Origin of the sequence: Sphingorhabdus lutea, from assembly GCF_001889025.1 — a bacterium.
Classification (GTDB): Bacteria; Pseudomonadota; Alphaproteobacteria; order Sphingomonadales; family Sphingomonadaceae; genus Sphingorhabdus_B; species Sphingorhabdus_B lutea.
The window spans coordinates 2,155,848-2,172,401 of record NZ_CP018154.1 but is presented as its reverse complement, the minus strand read 5'-3'; the positions used below and the strand labels follow the sequence as shown (position 1 = coordinate 2,172,401).

At 47.0% G+C, this 16,554-nt stretch carries 15 protein-coding genes and 1 tRNA gene; 14 read left to right on the top strand and 2 right to left on the bottom strand.

All coding sequences use genetic code 11. From position 1 onward, the window contains the following. Positions 1 to 53: 53 nt before the first annotated feature. A complete protein-coding gene (gene cpdR, locus LPB140_RS10335) occupies positions 54 to 431 on the bottom strand; it encodes a cell cycle two-component system response regulator CpdR (RefSeq protein ID WP_072560869.1) in 378 nt (125 codons plus the stop codon). A gap of 161 nt (positions 432 to 592) precedes the next feature. Here cpdR and LPB140_RS10330 point away from each other — a divergent pair, with 161 nt between their 5' ends. The 10 genes from LPB140_RS10330 to LPB140_RS10285 all read left to right on the top strand — a co-directional run bounded on the left by LPB140_RS10330 (position 593) and on the right by LPB140_RS10285 (position 10,142). Then, complete coding sequence (locus LPB140_RS10330) at positions 593 to 1,540, top strand: N-formylglutamate amidohydrolase (protein WP_072559758.1); 948 nt, start codon at positions 593 to 595, stop codon at positions 1,538 to 1,540. A 518-nt stretch (positions 1,541 to 2,058) separates the two neighbouring features. After that, entirely contained in the window at positions 2,059 to 3,561 is a 1,503-nt protein-coding gene (locus LPB140_RS10325; protein WP_072559757.1) for a CoA-acylating methylmalonate-semialdehyde dehydrogenase, read from the top strand. A 24-nt stretch (positions 3,562 to 3,585) separates the two neighbouring features. After that, positions 3,586 to 3,972 carry a VOC family protein gene (locus LPB140_RS10320; protein WP_072559756.1) on the top strand — a complete coding sequence of 129 codons (387 nt, stop codon included), beginning with the start codon at positions 3,586 to 3,588 and terminating at the stop codon, positions 3,970 to 3,972. Between the two features lie 57 nt (positions 3,973 to 4,029). Then, complete coding sequence (locus LPB140_RS10315) at positions 4,030 to 5,184, top strand: acyl-CoA dehydrogenase family protein (protein ID WP_072559755.1); 1,155 nt, start codon at positions 4,030 to 4,032, stop codon at positions 5,182 to 5,184. 11 nt (positions 5,185 to 5,195) lie between these two features. Continuing rightward, positions 5,196 to 6,251 carry an enoyl-CoA hydratase/isomerase family protein gene (locus LPB140_RS10310; protein WP_072560865.1) on the top strand — a complete coding sequence of 352 codons (1,056 nt, stop codon included), beginning with the start codon at positions 5,196 to 5,198 and terminating at the stop codon, positions 6,249 to 6,251. Next, the gene (locus tag LPB140_RS10305; protein ID WP_072560867.1) at positions 6,248 to 7,024 is read left to right on the top strand and encodes an enoyl-CoA hydratase-related protein; all 777 of its coding nucleotides are present in this window, start codon (positions 6,248 to 6,250) and stop codon (positions 7,022 to 7,024) included. Before LPB140_RS10310 ends, LPB140_RS10305 begins: the two co-directional genes overlap by 4 nt. Before the next feature lie 3 nt (positions 7,025 to 7,027). Further along, positions 7,028 to 7,897 carry a 3-hydroxyisobutyrate dehydrogenase gene (mmsB, locus tag LPB140_RS10300; RefSeq protein WP_072559754.1) on the top strand — a complete coding sequence of 290 codons (870 nt, stop codon included), beginning with the start codon at positions 7,028 to 7,030 and terminating at the stop codon, positions 7,895 to 7,897. A 102-nt stretch (positions 7,898 to 7,999) separates the two neighbouring features. Then, positions 8,000 to 9,427, top strand: a complete 1,428-nt coding sequence (locus LPB140_RS10295; protein WP_072559753.1) for a coniferyl aldehyde dehydrogenase — start codon at positions 8,000 to 8,002, stop codon at positions 9,425 to 9,427. A 130-nt stretch (positions 9,428 to 9,557) separates the two neighbouring features. Continuing rightward, positions 9,558 to 9,642, top strand: a tRNA-Leu gene (locus tag LPB140_RS10290). A gap of 119 nt (positions 9,643 to 9,761) precedes the next feature. Then, a complete protein-coding gene (locus tag LPB140_RS10285) occupies positions 9,762 to 10,142 on the top strand; it encodes a DUF3703 domain-containing protein (protein WP_083550599.1) in 381 nt (126 codons plus the stop codon). 16 nt (positions 10,143 to 10,158) lie between these two features. Here the strand turns inward: LPB140_RS10285 and LPB140_RS10280 are convergent, their stop codons facing one another. Further along, positions 10,159 to 11,538: an L-serine ammonia-lyase gene (locus tag LPB140_RS10280; RefSeq protein ID WP_072559751.1), complete on the bottom strand. Its 1,380-nt coding sequence runs from the start codon at positions 11,536 to 11,538 to the stop codon at positions 10,159 to 10,161. Between the two features lie 208 nt (positions 11,539 to 11,746). Between LPB140_RS10280 and LPB140_RS10275 the strand changes: the two genes are divergently transcribed. The 4 genes from LPB140_RS10275 (at position 11,747) to argC (ending at position 16,535) form a co-directional block, all read left to right on the top strand. Then, entirely contained in the window at positions 11,747 to 13,204 is a 1,458-nt protein-coding gene (locus LPB140_RS10275) for a flavin-containing monooxygenase (RefSeq protein WP_156874187.1), read from the top strand. A 92-nt stretch (positions 13,205 to 13,296) separates the two neighbouring features. Next, on the top strand, positions 13,297 to 14,709 hold the full coding sequence (locus tag LPB140_RS10270) for a leucyl aminopeptidase family protein (RefSeq protein ID WP_072560860.1): 1,413 nt from the start codon (positions 13,297 to 13,299) through the stop codon (positions 14,707 to 14,709). Next, positions 14,696 to 15,595: a C40 family peptidase gene (locus tag LPB140_RS10265; RefSeq protein WP_198024113.1), complete on the top strand. Its 900-nt coding sequence runs from the start codon at positions 14,696 to 14,698 to the stop codon at positions 15,593 to 15,595. The genes LPB140_RS10270 and LPB140_RS10265 overlap by 14 nt, the downstream gene beginning before the upstream one ends. 1 nt (position 15,596) lies before the next feature. Beyond that, a complete protein-coding gene (gene argC, locus LPB140_RS10260; RefSeq protein WP_072559749.1) occupies positions 15,597 to 16,535 on the top strand; it encodes an N-acetyl-gamma-glutamyl-phosphate reductase in 939 nt (312 codons plus the stop codon). Positions 16,536 to 16,554: the final 19 nt, after the last annotated feature.

Sequence of the window (16,554 nt, the reverse complement as noted above, 5' to 3'; positions counted from 1 at the left end):
AGCATAAGCCGCGATGCTCAACCGACATTTTAATATTTGATGATAAATTATGCTTAGCTAAGCCCGCTGGCGCTTTGTTGTCCGAACATGCGTTCAACCTCCAACACTAAATCGCGCAGATGAAATGGTTTTGACAATATTTTTGCACTGGGCATTTCTTCGCCCGCGCGCAGGGCGACACCAGAAAATCCGGTAATGAACATCACCTTTGTTTCGGGTGAAACCTTGCTGCAATGGCGGGCCAATTCAATCCCGTCCATTTCCGGCATGACAATATCAGTTAGTAACAGGTCAAAACTTCTTGATTCCAATAAGGGCGCAGCCTTTGACCCGCAATCAACGGCGACAACTTCATATCCATTTTTTTCCAGTGAGCGAACCAAATATTCGCGCATTGCCGGTTCATCCTCGGCAAGTAAAATTCGGGTCATGAACATCCTCTTTTAGATCAATTTTGCTAAATTTATATTTGCCATATACAGGATGAGGCTTAACAATTTGCATCATATTTTTAAAAAAATTATTTTATTTTTGTACAAATTGGGTAAAAATATTGAATTAACTATATAAATAAAAATATTTAGGCGCAATTTTGGTAGATATAATAACCCCATCATTTAATATTTACGGTCATGACGATATAAAATTGCCGATATTATTATCGGTGCCGCATTGTGGGCGATTTTATCCTCCAGAAATTTTGGGCCAATTGCGGATATCCCCATCGGCGCTGATTAAATTGGAGGATCGATATGTCGATATATTGGCCGCGCCATCAAAAAGGGCGGGTTTCCCCAATATAATGGCCAATATGGCACGAGCATGGATTGATTTAAACCGCGCCCCAGATGAGGTTGATGCCCAAATGATAATAGGCGCGCGGCAGGGCGATTTTGCACAGCCAAGCGCCAAGGTGCGCGGCGGATTGGGCCTTATCCCCCGAAGAATGGCGCCATGGGGCGATATTTGGAAGGGCCGCATGACGCGGCAGGATTTGGACAATCGCATTGAAAATTTTCATATCCCCTATCATGAAAAAATCACCCAAATATTGGGCCAGATGAAGTCGCAATTTGGCAGCGCCATGTTAATTGACCTGCACAGCATGCCGCCAATTTTGAATGGGGGCGATGCATTGACGCCATATGGCGGGGATAATGACTATAATATTGACGATAATAATGTACCCGATATTGTTATTGGTGATATTTTTGGTTCAACATGTGATAATTATTTAACCGATTTGGTTATCAATCATTTTTCTCAATTAAATTATGTGTGTCGGGCAAATAAAAAACGTAAATTAAAGGTGGCAATGAACGCCCCCTATGCTGGCGGATATATATTGCGCCGTCATTCACGGCCAGCACGCGGTATTTATGCTATACAAATTGAAATTGGTCGTCATTTATATTTGGATGAAAATTTATTTGAGCCAATCACACAAAGCTCGCGGATAATTGGCGGCTCTATTGCCCTGTTAATAACAAAATTGGCCGAAATAATGTTGGGACAGCATATTGCCAATGCCGCTGAATAGGGCGTTTCCCGATATAAGTGGTGGTTGAATATGGTTTTAAACCAATAAAATAGTCTAGGAAATTGGCCCAAAAATTCACAAATAAATTAACCCAAAAAATAAAATGGGCAAAAAAATACCACCCCCATCGGGGGTGGTAAGGTTCAGGGAGTGCGCCCTTCATCAAGGCGCGTTGGACGGGCATCAGAGGGGGAGAGTTACCCATCCGATGACAATATGATAGCGTTGGACATTAAATTCAACCCACAGAATGAACATTTGGACCATGAAAGATAATCATTTGGTCGCAACTATTTGTGATATAGTAATTTTTCATAATAGTTACAACATAAGTGCGTCACGAAATCTTGACTTTATGTTATTTGTCTGTGCATTAATTAACTGTTGAATTAAATATTATAGTTGCGAAAGAAACTTTTAGGTTGTTAAAATTAATTTTGTTGCCCTAATGAGAGTAGTTTTTCAGACCAATTACGGGATTTTAATTGGCCCAAATTAGGGCAGGGGAAAGGAACATAATGCGCAAAATCACACATAATATCGTCGGTTCTTCAACATCTTCTGGTGGGCGGACGTCGCCCATTTATGATCCCAATAATGGTGTCATACAGGCGGAGGTTGAATTGGGTGATGCGGCGGTCCTGCAACAGGCGGTTGATGCTGCATTGGCGGCGCAGCCCGCATGGGCCGCCACCAATCCGCAACGCCGTGCGCGGATTATGTTTAAATTTAAGGAACTGGTGGAGGCCAATATGGAAGAATTGGCCCATATGCTGTCTGCTGAGCATGGCAAGGTGATTGCGGATTCGCGCGGCGATGTGCAGCGCGGTTTGGAGGTTATCGAATTTTGCTGTGGCATTCCGCACATATTAAAGGGTGAATATACACAGGGCGCAGGTCCGGGCATTGATGTATATTCCATGCGTCAACCATTGGGCATTGGCGCGGGGATTACGCCATTTAACTTTCCCGCGATGATTCCGATGTGGATGTTTGGCCCGGCCATTGCCACGGGCAATGCATTTATATTGAAACCATCCGAACGCGACCCCAGCGTGCCGGTTCGTTTAACCGAATTAATGTTGGAGGCGGGCCTGCCCGAGGGTATTTTGCAATGTGTGCATGGGGATAAGGAAATGGTAGATGCCATTTTGGACCATCCGGCCATTGGCGGGGTAAGCTTTGTCGGGAGCAGCGATATTGCGCATTATGTATATAATCGCGGGGTGGCCGCCGGAAAACGGGTTCAGGCAATGGGCGGCGCGAAAAACCACGCCATCATCATGCCCGATGCCGATCTTGACCAAGTGGTCAATGATTTGTCCGGCGCAGCATTTGGCAGCGCGGGCGAACGGTGCATGGCCTTGCCCGTTGTAGTTCCCGTGAGCAATGAAACCGCAGATAAGCTGCGCGAAAAATTAATCCCTGCCATTGATGCATTGCGCGTGGGCATTTCCACCGATGATGAGGCGCATTATGGCCCAGTAGTGACCGAGGCGCATAAGCAAAAAGTCGAAGGGTGGATACAAAAGGGCGTGGATGAGGGCGCGGAATTGGTGGTCGATGGACGCGGCTTTACGCTACAGGGGCATGAAAAGGGTTTCTTTATCGGCCCATCATTATTTGACCATGTCACCCCCGATATGGAAAGCTATAAGGAAGAAATTTTCGGACCAGTATTGCAAATGGTGCGGGCAGATAATTTTGAAGAAGCACTCGCATTGCCCAGCCAGCATCAATATGGTAATGGCGTGGCGATTTTTACCCGCAATGGTAATGCCGCGCGCGAATTTGCCGCCCGCGTCAATGTGGGCATGGTGGGCATAAATGTGCCCATTCCCGTTCCCGTTGCCTATCACAGCTTTGGCGGATGGAAACGAAGCGCCTTTGGCGACACCAACCAACATGGTATGGAGGGCGTGAAATTTTGGACCAAGGTGAAAACTATTACGCAAAGATGGCCCGATGGCAGCGCGGATGGGGCGCAAGGAAACGCCTTTGTCATTCCAACAATGGGATGATTTGAAAGGGATGAGTTGGGGTTAATGATGCACATTGATTTGGCGACATTTTTGGTCAATGATTATGATGAGGCGATTGATTTTTTTGTTAAAAAACTGCGTTTCATTTTGGATGTTAATCAAGAAATGGGCGAGGGTAAACAATGGGTTGTCGTTCGCCCTGCCGCCGGAAAAATGGGGTTATTATTGGCCAAGGCAAGTGATAATGGACAGCGTGCTGCCGTGGGAAACCAACATGGCGGGCGCGTTGGATTTTTCTTAAATGTCCAAAATTTTAATGAACAATATGACCATATGGCGGATGAAGGGGTGAATTTTATGGAAAATATTCGTCATGAACCATTTGGTACAGTTGTTGTTTTTGAAGATTTATATGGCAATTTATGGGATTTAATTGGCCCAGCAAAATAATGAATAATATGGCGGCATGGTGGAGACATTGGGCCGCATTGTCAAAAGGGATGAACAATGAACCAATTTGCATTAACCGATGATCAATTGGCTATACAGGAAATGGCGCAGCGATTTACCGCGGATAATATCACGCCATTTGCGGCCAAATGGGATGAGGAAAAGCATTTTCCCAAAGATGTGATTAAAAGCACGGCGGAACTTGGCTTTGGCGGGATTTACGTGTCGGAGGAAAGCGGCGGTATCGGCCTTGGCCGGTTGGAGGCGGCGATTATTATGGAGGCCATGTCCTATGGTTGTGCCGCGACATCGGCCTTTATTTCCATTCACAATATGGCAGCATGGATGATTGACAGCTTTGGTTCGGCGGAATTAAAATCGCGTTTCCTGCCCGACCTTATTTCCATGGAAAAAATTGCAAGCTACTGCCTGACCGAGCCGGGGAGCGGGTCGGACGCTGCCGCCATGAAAACAACCGCGCGGTTAGAGGGCGACCATTATATCGTCAATGGCGGCAAGCAATTTATTTCAGGGGCCGGGGTAAATGATGTTTATGTCACCATGGTGCGGACCAGTGATGCCAATGAACAGGGGGGCGCAAGAGGTGTCAGCTGCCTTGTCATTGAAAAGGATATGGATGGTTTAACATTTGGTGCGGCCGAGAAAAAATTGGGGTGGAATGCATCCCCCACGGCGCAGGTGCATTTTGACAATGTGAAAGTGCCCGTGGCCAACCGTGTCGGCGGCGAGGGTGAGGGATTTCGCTTTGCCATGGCCGGCCTTGATGGCGGGCGGTTAAATATTGGCGCATGCAGCCTAGGCGGGGCGCAACGCTGCCTTGACGAGGCGATGGCATATACCAAGGATCGCCACCAATTTGGCAAGGCAATTGCCGATTTTCAAAACACGCAATTCACCCTTGCCGATATGGCCACCGATTTGGAAGCCGCGCGTGCTTTATTATATATGGCGGCGGCAAAGGTAACTGATAATGCGCCCGATAAAACCAAATTTGCCGCCATGGCCAAACGGCTTGCCACCGATAATGGTTCGAAAATTGTGGATCAGGCATTGCAGCTTTTCGGCGGATATGGTTATTTACAAGATTATCCGATTGAGCGTTTTTGGCGTGATTTGCGCGTCCATTCCATTTTGGAAGGTACAAATCAGGTAATGCGGATGATTATTTCGCGTGAATTGGGCAGGCAATAATGACAAAAAATATGACCGAAGATTTAATCACAAAAATTGATGGGCAGGCGGGATATTTAACCTTGAATAGACCAAAGGCCATTCATGCGTTAAACCATGAAATGTGCGCCGCGATGATAGACGCATTGGTAAAATGGCGCGGTGATGATGCCGTTCAAGCGGTGATGATTGACCATAGCGAAGGGCGCGGTTTTTGTGCAGGCGGCGATATTCGCATGTTGGCGCAAAGCGGCGCATTGGAAGGGGCAGAGAAGGGGCGCGAGGCGCGTGAATTTTTCTATACCGAATATCAATTAAACCATTTATTATTTGAATATGACAAGCCGGTTGTCGCCTTTATGGATGGGATAACCATGGGCGGCGGTGTAGGTATTTCACAGCCCGCCAAATATCGCGTGGCCACCGAAAACACCCGTTTTGCCATGCCGGAAACCGGAATTGGGTTATTCCCTGATGTTGGCGGCGGTTGGTTTTTGCCAAGGTTGGAAGGGCGCGTGGGGCAATTTTTAGCGCTGACCGGCGCACGATTGGATGGGGCGGAATGCCTGTCCCTTGGCCTTGCCACCCATTATTTGCCATCGGATAAATTGGACGAAGCGAAACAGCGCATTGCCAAAAATCCGGACCGTATAGCGGGAATTTTGGGGGATTTGTCTGTCACACCTCCTCCGGCAAGAATAGAGGCGAATATTGACAAAATTAACCGTCATTTTGCTTCCGATAAATATGAAGAAATTTTGGCGTCATTGGAAAAAGACGATAGCGATTGGGCCGCGAAGGAGCGTGACACGCTGGGCACAAAATCCCCCCAAACATGCAAGGTGGCGCTGCGTCAATTGGCCGAAGGGGCGTTAATGCCCAATTTTGCCGCGCAAATGAAACAGGAATATGCCATTGGCGCGCGCGTTGTGGAAATGCATGATTTTATCGAAGGGGTGCGTGCGCTTATCATAGATAAGGATAATGAACCCAAATGGTCGCCCGCAACGCCAGAGGAAATGACAAATGACATGTTGGACGCGATTTTCACGCCATTGCTACAGGATAAGGAATGGAAACCATTATGAACAAATATGAAACAATTATTGTCGAAAAAAAGGGCGCAGTTACCCTCATCACCTTGAACCGGCCAGAGGCGTTAAACGCATTAAACAGCCAAATTTTGGCCGATATGGTTGATGCCTTTGCGGCATTTGATGCCGATGACAGCCAAAAATGCGCGGTCCTAACGGGCAGTGAAAAGGCATTTGCCGCCGGCGCAGATATTAAGGAAATGTCCAGCCAAAGCTTTGCCCAAATGTATGGCGGCAATTTTTTTGGCGGATATGAACGCATCACCGCCACCCGCAAACCATGGATTGCGGCGGTGAACGGTTTTGCTTTGGGCGGCGGCTGTGAACTTGCCATGATGGCCGATTTTATTTTGGCCGGGGATAAAGCGAAATTTGGCCAGCCGGAAATAAAATTGGCGGTAACCCCGGGAATGGGCGGGTCACAACGTTTAACCCGCGCCATTGGCAAGGCAAAGGCGATGGAAATGTGCTTAACTGGCCGCATGATGGGCGCGGTGGAGGCGGAGCAATCCGGCCTTGTCGCCCGAGTTATCCCTGCCGCCGATTTGGTGGATGAGGCGATGAAAACAGCAGAGCAAATTGCGGGCATGGCACCGCTTGCCGCATTGGCATGTAAAGAAATGGTCAACGCAGCCTTTGAAACCAATTTGGCACAGGGCATTAATTTTGAACGCCGTCTATTTCACGGTTTATTCGGTAGTGAGGACCAAAAAGAAGGCATGGCGGCCTTTGTCGAAAAACGTGCTGGAAATTGGACGGGGAAATAAGAAATGAAAATCGCATTTATCGGCCTTGGCAATATGGGCGGCGGCATGGCGGCCAATTTGGTAAAGGCGGGGCATCAAGTTAATGCCTTTGACCTGTCCCCCGATGCGCTGGCCAAGGCAAAGGTAAATGGATGCGATGTTTTTACCGATGCAAAACAGGCTGTAATGGGTATGGATGCAGTTGTCACCATGTTGCCCAATGGCAAGATTGTAGAGGCAGTATATAGCAATGATGTAATGAACCATGCGCCGACATCTGCCTTATTATTGGATTGCTCAACCATTGATGTGGATACGGCGCGGCGGGTCAATGCGGCGGCAAAAAAGGCGGGATATAATATGGTCGATGCGCCTGTTTCCGGCGGGATAGCGGCGGCCAATGGTGGCACGCTTACCTTCATGGTGGGCGGTACAAAAACCGCATTTACGCGTGCAGAGCCAATTTTGGCCGCCATGGGCAAGGCGGTTATTCATGCAGGGGAAAGCGGCGCAGGGCAAGCGGCAAAAATATGCAATAATATGCTGTTGGGCGCGTCGATGATTGCCACCTGTGAAACATTTAAATTGGCCGAAAAATTGGGATTGGACCTACAGACTTTTTATGACATTTCATCAAAGGCATCGGGCCAAAATTGGTCGATGACCAGTTATTGCCCCGTGCCAAATGTCGGTCCGCAATCTCCTGCAGATAATGATTATGCGGGCGGTTTTGCCACTGCGTTAATGTTAAAAGATTTGCGCCTTGCGATGGAGGCGGCGCAAAGCGCGGGCGCAGATGTTCCCATGGGCGCGCGCGCGGCACAAATTTATGAGGCATTTGATGCGGCGGGTTCTGGTGATTTGGACTTTTCCGCGATAATAAATAATCTATAAGCTTTTAAAATTTCACTGTTTAATTGACTAATGAAATTTATGTTTCTTATCTCTCCCTATTTTTGGTAGCATGTCACAAAATAGAGAGAAGGAATAGAGCGGATGCCAGATAAATTTGACACGATGATGGATATTTTAAACAAGCAAAGAAGCGCGTTTACACAATCCATGCCCGAAAGCATGTCGGCGAGAGAAGACAGGATTAACCGGGCAATCGCCCTGTTAATTGATCATAAAGATGATTTTGCCAAGGCAGTCAGCGCAGATTTTGGCCACCGCAGCACCGAACAAACATTGATGACCGATATTATGCCATCGGTTAGCGCATTAAAACATGCAAAAAAGCATATGAAAAGCTGGTCACGTGATGAAAAGCGTAAACCCACTTTTCCCCTTGGCCTATTGGGGGCAAAGGCAAAGGTGGCGTATCAACCAAAGGGTGTAGTGGGCGTGGTTGCGCCGTGGAATTTTCCCATTGGCATGGTGATGGTGCCCATGGCCGGCATATTGGCGGCGGGTAATCGCGCCATGGTAAAGCCTTCGGAATTTACGCCGCAAGTATCGGCATTATTAGAAGAGCTCGTCCCGCAATATTTTGAACCATGTGAAATGTCGGTTTTTACAGGCGACGCAGAAGTCGGCATAGCATTTTCCAATTTGCCATTTGACCATATGATTTTTACCGGCGCGACCAGCGTGGGTAAGCATATTATGCGCGCTGCGGCGGATAATTTGGTGCCGGTAACATTGGAATTGGGCGGCAAATCCCCCACCATCATTGGACGCAGCGCAGATAAGACAAAGGCTGGGGAGCGTATCGCGCTTGGCAAAATGATGAATGCGGGGCAAATTTGCCTTGCGCCGGATTATTTATTTGTGGCCAAGGATCAAGAGATGGAAATGATTGCCGGTGTTCAAAATGGCGTGGCGGCAATGTATCCGACATTATTATCCAATGAAGATTATACATCGGTGGTAAATGGCCGCAATTATGAAAGATTGCAGGGATATTTAAACGATGCAAAGGCCAAAGGTGCCGAGTTGATAGAGGTTAATCCGGCAGGTGAAGATTTTGCATCAAGCAATGGTAATAAAATGCCGCTTACCATAGTGCGCAATGTTACCGATGATATGATGGTGATGCAGGATGAAATTTTTGGTCCGATTTTGCCCGTGAAAACATATGAAAATATTGATGAAGCAATTGATTATGTGAATTCAAAAGATCGGCCCTTGGGGCTTTATTATTTTGGCGCTGACCAAGCAGAGGAAAATAAGGTGCTGACCCGCACCATTTCTGGTGGGGCAACAGTCAATGATGTTATATTCCATAATGCGATGGAAGATTTGCCCTTTGGCGGGGTTGGGCCATCGGGCATGGGCAATTATCATGGATTTGATGGATTTAAGACATTTAGCCATATGCGCGCCATTTATCATCAGGCAAAATTTGATGTTGCCAAAATCGCAGGATTTAAGCCGCCCTATGGCAAAGCAACGCATAAAACATTGGATCGTGAGTTAAAGTAATAATCTTTTTTTCGACTAACTATGTTTTTAGTGCAATTTTTGTCATTTTTGGGATTGCATCATCATCAAGCCTAGGCTAATCAGCCGCTTCACCAAGCATCTATCGCTTTAGATATTTGATTTGTGACGTGCCCCTGTGGTGGAATTGGTAGACGCGCTGCACTCAAAATGCAGTTCTTAACGGAGTGCCCGTTCGAGTCGGGCCAGGGGCACCATTTCCTTTTTTTGTGAAATATATTTTCATAGATAATTGCTATCCCCCCCAAAATAATGATTATATATAGCGTCATTGTGGCAAATGTATTTAAGCGGTGAATATATATGGGAGCAGGGGATGATAAAGGACAGGCGTCAAAAATTTCAGGATGAAATTTCCGCCTATCGCGAGGCGCGCAGTTCAGCCATAGGTGCAGGCCGTGAAAATGGTTCAAATAACGGCTCAAAAAATGATAATATCGCGCTGGCATGGCTGCATTTGGAACGCGCCCATATTTTGGGGCAGGCTTATTTTTTTGAACATTTACATGTGCATTGGCTCATGCTTTGTTTTGCGGTTTCCCTTTGGGATTTTCGTGAAATAGGGGGGCAGGTTTTTCGGTTAATCCTTGCGCCATTGGGTAATATAACTGGACGTCTGCCCATGGGGAATAATGGCAGGTCGCATGTCAGCGCCTTTGCACCAATGGAAATTCCCGATGATTTGCGCTTTGATTAAGCATTAAGGTTGTTGATTAACATTCGACCACATTAACGGCCAATCCGCCCTCACTGGTTTCTTTATATTTGCGGGACATGTCCAATCCGGTTTGGCGCATGGTTTCAATTACCTGATCAAGTGAAACATGGTGCGTTTCGCACGCACGCAGGGCAAGGCGTGCGGCGTTAACCGCCTTTACCGCGCCAATGGCATTGCGTTCTATACATGGTATTTGAACCAAGCCACCCACTGGATCACAGGTGAGGCCCAAATTATGCTCCATGCCAATTTCGGCGGCATGTTCCACCTGTTGCGCTGTTCCGCCCCAAATGGCGGCAAGGCCCGCTGCCGCCATGGAACAGGCCACGCCAACCTCTCCCTGACATCCCATTTCGGCCCCGCTGATTGAGGCGCGTTGTTTATATAACATGGCAATGCCGCCAGCTGTGACCAAAAATTGGCGAATTTTGGAAATATTATATCCTTCATCTTCGCCGCAATAATGGCGGATGACGGCGGGAATAATGCCCGCTGCGCCATTTGTGGGGGCGGTGACCACACGTCCGCCAGCGGCATTTTCCTCATTCACGGCCATGGCATAGACGTTTAACCAGTCAAATAATTGTTCGCGCTCATTCGACATGGGCGCATCAATCAGTTTTTGATATAGGTCTGGCGCGCGGCGCTTTACCTTTAACCCGCCGGGTAATATGCCATTTGTGGCGAGGCCGCGTTCGATACATAAATTCATCACCGCCCAAATTTTATCCAATCCTGCCTCGGTTTCTTGGCGGGGGCGCACCGCATCTTCATTGGCCATAATGACGTCCGCTATAGACATTTTTAGCACATCACAATGGACCAATAATTCGGCGGCAGAGCCAAATATATGGGGATGAAAGGACGGGATGGCGATTTGATCATTGGGCGTGGGTGCGTTTAATTGTTTGGCGCTTGCAATAAAGCCGCCACCAACCGAATAATATATCCGGTCGAAAATCAATATATTATCATGATTATAAAGCTGCAGCCGCATTTCATTGGGATGAATTTGCGGAATAATATCACCGCGCAGGTCCAAATCCCGCCTCTGGTCAAATGGGATGGTTGGGCCATTATATAAGGTAATCTGGCCATTTTGGGTTAAGTTAAAAAGGGCTGCTTCGGCCTGTTGCGGGGTGGTTTCTTCGGGTAAATATCCCATTAAGCCCAAAAATGTTGCCGTATCTGTAGCATGGCCAATTCCCGTTAGGGCAAGCGATCCGTGCAATGAAATGCGCAGCCGGGCGCAATTTTCCAATTGGTTCTTTTGGGCTGCCTCCTCCAAAAAACGGCGGGCAATGCGCATCGGGCCCACTGTATGGGATGAAGATGGGCCAAGCCCCACACGGAAAATATCCAGCACCGATAACATATTATCCTCCCTTCATTACCAATCATGCATAGCGGTGAAATTTAGGATGGGCCAGAATTAAATATCAATTGAAACTATATTTCTTACGCATTTTTAGCTGATGCAATTTTTAATCAATGTATTTAATTAACCAATTAAACTATATTGTGGGTTGTAAATTGCAATTGTTTCTATAATCATTTGTTTGAGGAAAGAGTGAGGATGCCAAATGACGTCAAATATTGAACAAGTGGACATGTTAATCATTGGGGCGGGGCTATCGGGAATTGCCGCCGGGGTACATTTTTCACAAAATTTTCCCGATAAAAAATATGTCATTTTGGAACAAAGACAGGATATGGGCGGCACATGGGATTTATTTCAATATCCCGGTATCCGTTCGGACAGCGACATGCACACTTTGGGATATCGATTTAAACCTTGGGTCGATGAAAAGGCGATAGCCGACGGCCCATCAATCCATAAATATGTGCATGCAACTGCGGATGAATTTGACGTTAACCCGCATATAAAATTTGGGCATAGGGCAGAAAATGCCAATTGGGATAGCGTGAAAAAACAATGGATAATCAGCGCGCAACATGACGGGGTGATGCGTCAATATGCAGCAAAATTCCTATTTCTATGTGCTGGCTATTATGATTATGATGAGGGTTATACCCCAGAATTTAAGGGCGCTGATGATTTTGGCGGGCAAATTATTCACCCGCAACATTGGCCAAAGGATTTGGATTATAGCGGCAAAAAAATTGTGGTTATTGGCAGCGGCGCGACAGCAGTAACTATCGTGCCCGTCATGGCACAAAATGGGGGGCAGGTGACCATGTTACAACGCTCCCCGACCTTTATGATATCGCATCCTTCTCGTGATCGCTTTGCAAATATATTGCGCAAAATATTGCCGGATAAATTAGCGTATAAAATCACCCGTTTTCGTAACATAAATATGCAAAGATTGGTGTATTGGTTTGCGCGGTCCTATCCAAAGATTATGCGAAAGAAATTATTAAACGATACGAAAAATTCCTTGAATGATGTGCGGGATTTTGAAAAAAACTTTACCCCGCGCTATAATCCATGGGAACAAAGATTATGCCTTGTCCCTGATAATGATATGTTTGATGCGTTGAACAGCGGAAAGGCGCAAATTATCACCGACCATATTGACCATTTCACCCAACAGGGCATTAAATTAAAATCGGGCAATATGTTGCCGGCGGATATTATTGTGACCGCCACGGGATTAAACCTTGTTGTATTTGGTAAGATTAAGCTGTCCATGGATAATGAACCGGTAAATATCGCCAATCATGTGAGTTATAAGGGATGCATGTTTTCCAATATTCCCAATATGGCCAGCGTCTTTGGTTATGTAAATGCAAGTTGGACGTTAAAAACCGATATTGTATGTGATTATGTGGTTCGATTATTAAAAGAAATGGATGCAAAAGGGGCGGATGTCGCCACGCCATTTTTGAACGACCCCGACATGGAGCGCCGCCCCTTTGTTGAGGTATTTAGCTCTGGTTATTTTGAACGTTCTTTTGACAATTTACCCAAAAATGGTGATCGCCACCCATGGCGGACATTGCAAAATTATGCGGCGGAAAAGAAAATTTTGACCAAAGAGCCGGTAGCTGATGATATTATGCAATTTACCAAATGATTTTTGTGCAAATATAATAATTTACCCGATGTGAATTTTGGTGATAATTGCCTATCGCATTTTCATTAAATGGCAGCTATCAGGCATGTATGATTAAAGATTATACAGATTTGCTGCGCCCGGATAAAGGACAGGATGCGACAAGCATCATTTTGACATCCGAAGATGATTTTGAATCATTTGTCAAACGCAGCAAGCCCATGGTTCGCAGCGCATTGGCCGCCCAAAAATTTAAGGGCGCAATTGGCGAATATGCAATTATTCCGGCATGTGGTGATGATGATTTCCATGTCATTGCGTCCATTGGTGAACCCATGGCGTTAAACCCGTGGAGCATCGCAAAATTATCGGAATCCCTGCCTTCGGGGACATATAGGATTATGGGCGATGCCAAAGAAGCATCCCCGCCCAAATTGGGCAATGCGTTATTGGGGTGGATATTGGGCCAATATAATTTTGACCAATATCTTAGCGAAAAAAATGAAGATGGGCCGCGCATTTTATTAACGCATGAGGCGGCAAATATTGGCGAATATTGTGCTCTTGCCTCTGCGACTTCATTGGTGCGCGACATGGTCAATATGCCGCCATGCGATATGAACCCTGGCGCGATTGAAAAATTGATCACCGATTTGGCCAAAAAATATGATGGCAATGTTAATGTGATAAAGGGCGATATTCTGGAACAGGGATATCCGTTAATTTATGCGGTAGGCAAGGCGGCGTCGCGCGACCATGCGCCGCGTTTAATCGAATTAAATTGGGGCGATGAAAAACATCCCAAAATTGCCATTGTGGGCAAGGGGGTTATTTTTGATACAGGCGGGCTGAACATTAAATCGGGCGCGGGTATGCGGATTATGAAAAAAGATATGGGCGGCGCGGCCCATGCGGCGGCATTGGCATATTTGATTATGACAATGAACATTCCCGTGAGGTTAAGCATGTTGATCCCTGCGGTGGAAAATGCCGTTGCGGGCAATGCCATGCGGCCGGGTGATATTATAAAGGCGCGAAATGGATTGAGCGTTGAAATTGACAATACCGATGCTGAAGGGCGCTTAATCCTTGCCGATGCGTTGACCAAATCATGCGAAGATGGCAATGAAATGGTCATTGATTTTGCCACCTTAACCGGCGCGGCGCGGGTGGCCCTTGGCCCTGATGTGCCGCCCATTTTTGCCAATGATGATGATATGGCCAATGCCATTTTAACGGGCGCAAAGCAGGCGCAAGACCCATTATGGCGGATGCCATTATGGAATGATTATTTTGAGTTATTGCAAAGTGATGTTGCAGATATGACGAATAGCGGCGGTTCATTTGCCGGCAGCGTCACCGCCGCATTATTTTTGCAAAAATTTATCTTACATGATGTCCGATGGGCACATATAGATACTTTCGCTTGGCGGCCAACGCCAAAACCGGGCCGGAAAAAGGGCGGTGAAGCCCTTGGTCTTCGTGCAATTTACCAATTTTTGAAAAATGAATATGTCGCAAAATAATTATAATGAACAAAGCTATGCGCTCAGCGGGCCAAGCCCAAAGACCGATAAACGTATCACACCTATAAGAGGTGATTTGGCCGATATATCATTGGCGGGCAAATTATTTGCCCCGCATTATGCCGTGCCGCAGCTTCGCATTTGCGTGACCAGCGCGACTATGGTGCGGGCCGCGCCCGACCATTTGGCACAGGGGGCTAGCTCGCTTAGCTATGGTGAGGAATTTGCGGTGCTGGACATTTCGGGTGATTGGGCATGGGGATATTGCAAACATGATGATTATTTAGGATATGTTCCCACCGCTCATTTGGCCATTATTACCGAAGAAATGCCAAAGCCGACCCATATTGTCACATCGGTTTCCAGCATGATTTACACCCAGCCAAAGGGCAGCGCCACGTCGATTGTGCAATTGCCCATGGGCGCGAAAATTTGCATTACGGGTGATGAAGAAGACGGTTTTCTTCCCTGTGCACAAGGGTATATGCCCGCATCGCATTTATCCTTAATTTCCGATATGGATGTTGATCCGGTTGCATTGGCACGGCGGCTTATCAATGTGCCATATTGTTGGGGTGGGCGCAGCGGGTTTGCGATTGATTGTTCTGGTCTGGTCCAGCTTTGTTTTGGTATGAACGGCAAAAATCTTCCCCGTGACAGCGATATGCAAGAGGCTTTTGTGGGGCGGCAATTGGATGATCGCAATCAATTACGCGTCGGCGATTTGGTGTTTTTTAATGGTCATGTAGGTATTATGGCAGATAAGGATAATATTATCCACGCCAACAGCTATCATATGAATGTCACCATTGAGCCATTATCCATTGTGGCGCAACGTTTTGCATCCGAAGATGGCCCGGCAATCACATCGATGAAGCGGATATAATATGAGCGCGAAGGTTTTTATTGACGGTGCAGCGGGCACGACAGGCATTGAAATTGCCGAACGTTTGGGTGAGCGCGATGATGTGCAGTTGATTATTTTATCGGATGATGACCGCAAAAATGATGATGCACGGCGCGGCGCGATTATTGCGGCGGATGTGGCGATTTTATGCCTGCCCGATGCGGCGGCAAAGGAAGCTGTGGCGATGGCGGATGCCCAAAATCCGACAAAATTTATTGACGCATCAACCGCGCACCGTATTGACCCCAATTGGACATATGGTTTTGCCGAAATGCGCATGGGCCAGCAACAGGCAATTGAAAACGCCCAATTTGTTAGTAATCCAGGATGTTATCCCACGGGTTTTTTGGGGTTAATCGCGCCATTGGTGGATGCAGGATTATTGCCCAAAAACCTGCCCTATAATGTTAATGCTGTATCGGGATATAGCGGCGGGGGTAAGGAGTTAATCGCCCATTTTGAAAGCGCGGGCAATATTGCCTTTCGCGGTTATGCATTGGCCCATGGGCATAAACATTTGCCCGAAATGCAGCTTCATGCCGGATTGAACCATGCCCCCATTTTTGCCCCTGCGGTAATCAATGCCTATCGCGGGATGGTGGTGGAAATAATGGTGCCGCTTGGCGCATTTAACATTAAATCAACCCCGCAGGAAATGCACGACGCACTTGTCTCTCATTATGCGGGCAGCAAGCTGGTCAATGTGCATGAAGGCGATATGCCAAGTGAAATTTTATTGTTAAATGGGGATGATGGCAATGACGGCATGACTTTATATGTCGCGCCATCAGCCGATGGTGCACAATTGCGTTTAATTGCCACATTGGACAATTTGGGCAAGGGGGCGAGCGGCGCTGCCGTGCAAAATCTTAACCTGATGATCGGCGCGAATATTTATGAAGGGTTAAGACTTGCCTAAACCCAATTTCATCTCCCGC